The organism is uncultured Dokdonia sp. (genome assembly GCF_937910895.1).
Classification (GTDB): Bacteria; Bacteroidota; Bacteroidia; order Flavobacteriales; family Flavobacteriaceae; genus Dokdonia.
Window position 1 is genome coordinate 1 of the sequence record NZ_CALEMI010000127.1, and the last position, 6851, is coordinate 6851.

At 36.9% G+C, this 6851-nt stretch carries 6 protein-coding genes; 4 read left to right on the forward strand and 2 right to left on the reverse strand.

What is annotated here, in order from left to right; genetic code table 11:
* A partial coding sequence (locus tag Q0505_RS15335; RefSeq protein ID WP_299214639.1) for a phosphoenolpyruvate carboxylase occupies positions 1-1437 on the reverse strand: 1437 nt, incomplete at its 3' end.
* A 135-nt stretch (positions 1438-1572) separates the two neighbouring features.
* Positions 1573-4509 carry an FAD-binding and (Fe-S)-binding domain-containing protein gene (locus Q0505_RS15340; protein WP_299214642.1) on the reverse strand — a complete coding sequence of 979 codons (2937 nt, stop codon included), beginning with the start codon at positions 4507-4509 and terminating at the stop codon, positions 1573-1575.
* A gap of 81 nt (positions 4510-4590) precedes the next feature.
* Between Q0505_RS15340 and Q0505_RS15345 the strand changes: the two genes are divergently transcribed.
* The 4 genes from Q0505_RS15345 (at position 4591) to Q0505_RS15360 (ending at position 6827) form a co-directional block, all read left to right on the forward strand.
* Complete coding sequence (locus Q0505_RS15345; RefSeq protein ID WP_299214645.1) at positions 4591-5079, forward strand: hypothetical protein; 489 nt, start codon at positions 4591-4593, stop codon at positions 5077-5079.
* Positions 5080-5370: 291 nt separating this feature from the next.
* Positions 5371-5910: a YgcG family protein gene (locus Q0505_RS15350; RefSeq protein WP_299214648.1), complete on the forward strand. Its 540-nt coding sequence runs from the start codon at positions 5371-5373 to the stop codon at positions 5908-5910.
* A gap of 119 nt (positions 5911-6029) precedes the next feature.
* Entirely contained in the window at positions 6030-6551 is a 522-nt protein-coding gene (locus tag Q0505_RS15355) for a hypothetical protein (RefSeq protein WP_299214650.1), read from the forward strand.
* 15 nt (positions 6552-6566) lie between these two features.
* Positions 6567-6827 carry a hypothetical protein gene (locus tag Q0505_RS15360; protein WP_299214653.1) on the forward strand — a complete coding sequence of 87 codons (261 nt, stop codon included), beginning with the start codon at positions 6567-6569 and terminating at the stop codon, positions 6825-6827.
* Positions 6828-6851 lie beyond the last annotated feature (24 nt).

A 6851-nucleotide genomic window follows, 5' to 3' on the forward strand; every position in this document is an offset into this window, starting at 1 on the left:
AATGGTTTCAAACAGCGGTCCGATATCTACCGTAAGTTGATCATGAAATGCAACCAATTTTAACATAGCAAACAACTGCATCACGTTGAGTGTGGTTTGATTATTACTAATGATATACCTATTGGTAGCCTGCTCACCATTGGTTTCCTGAATAGTTTTAATCGCTTTCATGGTATGAAGAGCCTTGAGCGTTTCTTCATCTTTTATCCAAGACAGGTCTACTTTCCCCTTTACTTTAGAAAGTAAGGTTACTTGTTCTTTTTCTGATAATTCATGATAATTTTCAGGAAATAAATCACTTCCGCTCTCTATAGTCGCATTGACCATATCATTAAAAAACTGATGATGCTTTCGGCTATCCTGACGGATGTCTAATGTCGAAAAATGAAATCCAAAGAGATGAATTTTATTTAAAAGACTATTTATCTCATCTACATACAGCGATTGATGCTCAGTGATAATGATATTTTTTATCTCTTCAAGTTCCAATTTGAAAAAGGCTAACGTAAAGTCTGAGTGTTGATTAGTAATAATTTTATAAAGTTCAGTTTCTAAACCCGCGATACGGTCTTCTACTCCTTCAAACGTAAGCTTTCGTCTTAAACGCTTAGCATCCCTGTAATAATTTTTTATCACTGTTGCTCGTAATCGTTGAGCAACCTTTAAAGTGATTTCTGGCGTCACAAAAGGATTTCCGTCTCTGTCTCCTCCTGGCCAAAACCCAACATTTATAATTTCATTAGCAATCGGTTTTCCATCAAAAATATTTTGCTGGATATAATCGTATATCGTTCCAAAAGATTTATAAAATACATTTTCTAAATACCATATTAAACTCACCGCCTCATCGTAAGGCGTTGGCTTTTTGTGCTTAAAAAATGGAGTTTTTCCCAATTGTGCCAATAAATCATTGATAAGCAATAAGTCATTTTCTTTAATGGCTTCTGTGAGATCAGTGATAATTCCTAGGACAGATCCTGGGTAAAACTGTGTAGGATGTGCTGTTAAAACAATACGTACTTTAAACTCCTCTAGATATTTCCGGAGCATCTCCAGTTTATTGTCGGCTACAGCAGTTTCTTTTAAACTACGTAAGGTACCGATACCGTCCATATTATGAACTTTCGCGAAAGCGGCATCTTCTATAGCATCAAACAAAACCACTTGACGTTCTATATACTGAATAAATCGAAATAATAAATTAATCTGACTTTCAGGAGTACGTCTTGCTTGGTACTTCTTAAAAAACGTTTCAACAATCGTCGTGGGGTCTTCTTGATTTGCAAATCCTTTTTGACAGGTTTCGTGAAAAAGGGGCAAAAGTGCACCAGTTTTGGTGACCGCGTCAAAGGGTAATGTCATAAATATACTGTTATAAATCTGATATTTAGACACTACGTTTTGAGTAAAACGGGTAATTTTTGGTTGGGTTGACATACAATTTTCTTTTTTAAGGCAATCTTAAAAATAAGGAAGGAATCTTAATTTATGGGTATGCTTTTCTATTTTTATGAATATTAGACTATATCAAGCTGATATTCGTAATAGTTCAAAGAAACTGTGATAATATCATTATTCTGTATACGTAGCCTCTTTAAAACGTAAAGCCTGTCTCAAAATACTCACAGGATGTAATGCAACTCGCTGGGTTCCATCTTTTATTTGATGTCTACAACTCGTCCCGTTGGCAGCGATAATAACATCGTCACTTGCTTTGCGTATGGCTGGGAATAATGTTTGTTCGCCCATTTGCATACTCACTTCATAATGCTCTTTTTCGTATCCAAAACTCCCCGCCATCCCACAGCATCCAGAAGGGATAATCGTAGGGGTATAATTTTTAGGAAGGTTTAAAATGGCAAAGGTATGGGCGACAGATGATAGCGCTTTTTGATGACAGTGGGCATGAATTTTGATTTTTTTCGCTTTCGCGGAAAATTGCTCAGGATGGATATTCCCTAGTTGAATTTCAGTATGTAAAAATTCCTCTATTAAATAGGTGTGTTTTGCAAGACGTTTTGCACCATCTACATCATCGGCAAGTCGAAGGTACTCATCTCTAAAGGTAAGTATCGCCGAAGGTTCTATACCAACACATACTGAGGTTTCTGAAACTTTATTTTTTAAACTGGCAATATTCTTATTGGCGAGACCTTTCGCCTGATCTAAGAATCCTTTAGAAATATAGGCTCTTCCGCTTTCTAATCCTTGGATACATTCGACTTCATACCCCAAACCTAGGAGTAACTCGTAGGCATCTTTTCCTATGCCTCCATCTAGGTAGTGCGTGAACTCGTCAATGTACAAAAGTACCTTTTTTGTCTTTATTATTGTTTTTTTCGCTTTCGCGAAAGCGTACTCAACCAAATTACCAGATTTAAACACATCCAAAATAGGTAAAGATCGTTTTGGAGCAATACCTACTGTTTTTTTAGCAATAGCTCCCGAAATATATAACAGACCATTATATAACCAAGGTGCCTTTGCTCCTATTCGATTGATACGAGTAGTATACGCAAAGAGTTTAGTTCGTAACGAACTTCCATGTGACTTTTGATACTGATATTCAAACTCGGCTTTTAAAGTGGCGACATCTACATTACTTGGGCACTCGCTGGCACAGGCTTTACAGCTCACACATAAATCAAATACTTCTTTGAGTTCTGGGTGATCAAAAGGGTTTGTTTTTTCTGAGGTAGTTAAAAATTCACGCAAGGCATTGGCTCTCGCTCTTGTAGTATCTTTTTCGTTTCGGGTGGCTCTATAACTTGGACACATCGTACCTCCCGCACTTGGTAGTTTCCGACAGTCTCCACTCCCATTACACTTTTCAGCAGATTTTAAGATGCCTTCTTGGTCAGAGAAATTAAGTATTGTTTCGATCACAGGCTCTTTCCTGTCTACTTCATAGCGTAATGCTTGATCCATCGGTAACGGATCGATGATCTTTCCTTTATTAAAAACGGACTGCGGATCAAAGGTATATTTTATTCTTTTTAAGAGTTCGTAATTAGGTTTGCCAATCATGAACTCTATAAATTCAGATCGAACGATCCCATCTCCGTGTTCACCGCTCATGGAGCCTTGATAGGACTTTACTAGTTTGGCAACATCGGTGGTGATTTTTCTAAAAAGCAAAACATCTTCTGCCTCTTTAAGATTTAAAATAGGACGTAAATGTAATTCTCCAGCACCTGCATGCGCATAATAGACGGCTTCTTGTTGGTAGTCGTCCATAATGGCTGTAAATGCATCGATGTAGGATGATAAATCTTCCAAAGCGACTGCGGTATCTTCTATACATGCGACTGCCTTGCGATCTCCTATCATATTTCCCAGCAAGCCTAAGCCTGCTTTACGCAACTCCATTGCTTGATCAATCTGCTTTCCTTCTAGTATTGGATAGGCATACGAAAGCCCTGAAGCTTCTATCGCTGTTATAAGTGCTTTTGCTTGTACTCTTGCTTTTTCTATGGTACTGTCACGTACTTCTAACGTGAGAATGGCAGCGGGATCACCTTCTATAAAAAATCGATTCTCCGCTTGTGTTCGGTTATTTTTGGTACAATCCAAAATTACCTTATCCATCATCTCACAGGTATACAAGTCATGTTTCATCACCAATGTGACCGACTTTAAACAATCTTCTAATGTCTTAAAATGAGCAGCAACTAGAAGACCGTGTGCGGGTGGCAATTCATTTAGTTGTAATGTAATTTCTGTCGTAAAGGCAAGGGTGCCTTCACTTCCTGCTAATAAAGCGCATACATTTAATAGATCACCTTCGGCAGAAAACGGTTGCTGGTTGATCAATGCATCTACGGCATAGCCCGTATTACGTCTATGGATTTCTGGTTTCGGAAATTCAGATCGGATTTGGTGCTGTGCTTCAGGTGATGATAATTCCTCTTGGAGTGTTTTATAAATAGTGCCTTCTAAAGTGGGCATTTGGCATTTTTCGCGAAAGCGTGTTTCAGATATCGGTTCAAAAATAACTTCGCTTCCATCACTCAATATCGTCTTTAATCGTACAACTTTATCACGGGTGACGCCGTATTTGATAGAGGTGGTACCCGAAGAATTATTCCCCACCATTCCCCCTATCATACACCGATTTGCGGTAGAGGTATTGGGACCAAAAAAGAGTCCGTGGGGTTTTAAATATGCATTTAACTCATCGCGAATCACACCAGGTTGCACGGTTACTTGACGTCTTTCTAGGTCTAGATTGATAATCTTTGTAAAATATTTTGATACATCTACGACAATCCCATCGCCAACACATTGTCCTGCGAGTGAAGTTCCCGCCGTACGAGGAATTAAGGTGGTGTTATTTTTTGAGGCAAAGACAACCAAATGTTGTATATCCTTCGTATCTTCTGGGTAGGCTACGGCTTGGGGGATTTTCCTATACACGGAAGCATCTGTTGCATAAATATGCCTATGAAGTGCATCTGTATGAAGTTCTCCCGAAAGTTGGCTTGATAATTGTTTTAAGTGCGCGTGCATATCATCAAAAATACATCAAAATTTTATGGTAGATCTTGCGTTATAAAAACATAATGATTAAATCAATAAAAAACTCAATTTATGAAGAAAACATTTTTTAGTATCGTATTATTTTTAGGAATTGTAGCTTCTATGCAAGCGCAAGAAATCTCTAAAAATGCCATTGGAATTCGCATAGGAGACAATGATGGTTTTGGAACAGAAGTTAACTATCAAAGGGCTTTAGGAGACAATAACCGTTTAGAATTAGGACTCGGATGGCGAAGCGCAGACAACTTTGACGCTATACGTCTTACAGGTTTATATCAATGGGTATGGAATCTGGATGGTGGCTTTAATTGGTATGCTGGTGTAGGTGCTTCTGGAGGATTTTTTGATTTTGACAACGGTATATTTGATGATGATATTAATGAGTCTTTCTTAAATGCAGCAGGAACGGTCGGTATCGAATATAATTTTGATTTCCCTTTACTGTTATCGCTTGATTTTAGACCAGAAATAGGGATTATTAATGATATTGATGATAATTTAGAATTTGATATTGCATTGAGTATTCGTTATCAGTTTTAACAAATAAGACATAAGACCGCTTCGCTATAGGACTTAAGACGGCTTCGCTCTTAGACTCATTAGACAATGTTGAAGCATTTTAGTTAGACCCTAAAGAATGCATATATTCATAAAAAAACCGAGACGATTGTCTCGGTTTTTTTTGGATCCTTACTTGCACTTTACAACAAATCATTGATAATTTACACCTTATAAATTAATTAGCATATCTTAGTTATTCATTTTTTACCAGACACATAAAAGACAAATAACTGAAGTAGTCACTTATACTTGTTGAATATAATACCTTACATGAAAATCGGAACTAAACTATTAATTCTAATCCTGACAGTAAGTTTGCTTTCATGCAAAAGTTCAACTCAGAAAACCGAAACGAAAGAACCCGCAACTGAATTTGACTTTTCGGGAATAAAAAAAAGGACTTTCCCAGAATCAATTGGAATCATAAATGACTATGCACAAATACTTACAGAATCACAACGGACGGAACTGACCAAAACCCTCTATGATTATAATATCGAGACTACTAGACAAATTGTAGTGGTCACAGTTGATAGTATAAAACCATACCAAAACATTCAACAATACGCAGTTGATTTAGGGAATGAATGGGGCGTTGGAGATGCTGAAAAAAATAATGGGTTAACAATTGTTGTGTGTAGTCAATGTAGACAAATTGGAATCGCTACTGGATTTGGAACTGAACTCATTTTGACTGACACAATTTGTAAAAAAGTGATTGATAAAATCATGATACACGAGTTTAAAAATGGAAAGTTTTATGATGGTATTAAAAAAGGGGTGACTGAATTAATAACGAAATGGGGATAAAATGTTTGTTATAATCGAGTAAACGACTCCGCCCACTGCTAAGAAAAACGACCTGCATCCCTACTAGAGAATAACTAAATTACTAATCAAACTCAAATTAAAAAACCGAGCCTAACTAAATGAATCTATCTAGACATTGCGATCTATGTGATCACCAAAAAAAGGATCTGAGTGTAGGTACTACGTGTGGATTAACTGAACGTAAACCTGAATTCAATGGTACCTGTGCTAAAATTAAGCTGAATGAAAAATTTGAGAATAAACTAAAAATGGTAAATATTGAATACCATAATATCAAGCGAAAAAAAGCGCTAACGTACACATACTTTATCGTTTTCTTGGCAATAGGAATCACGGTAATTGTTGGTGGATATTTGTTAGGAACGTACGCATTAGACAGCGGAGTGATTTCGACCGTTCCACTAATTATTATGGGAGTTGGACTTGCACCCCTCGGAATGGCATTTGGAACTTTAAATAAATACCGACAAGAGATCGAGGTTGCAAAAAGCAAAAAAAACAACATAGATGAGGTGCTGAACAAATACCGAATTGAATATGAAATTGATATAAGCTTCGGAAAAGAAATTCATGGTACTCAAGAAGTGTACGCTGACCTAAAAACGAAAGGAATACGATAAAACTGAGTTTAAAAAATGGAAAACCACAAACCATATCATAAGCAGTTTAAACATCCTCATGACTTTGAAGTGGAATATCAGGTTTTAGATGAATTAGCAGGAGGAAAAAAAACACCTCCTTACCAAGGGATTCGCTGGGATTTTTGGTATGATTATAATGGAAAACATGAAGAACAGTTATTTATGATTTGGCCAGAATTCCTTGATGAGAATGGAAAAGTTAGGCTCAACACAAAAAGTTGTGGGGTATCTAAATTTGAGACAACTTTGCTTTAAAAAATTCTATGTCCTCAGACGCTT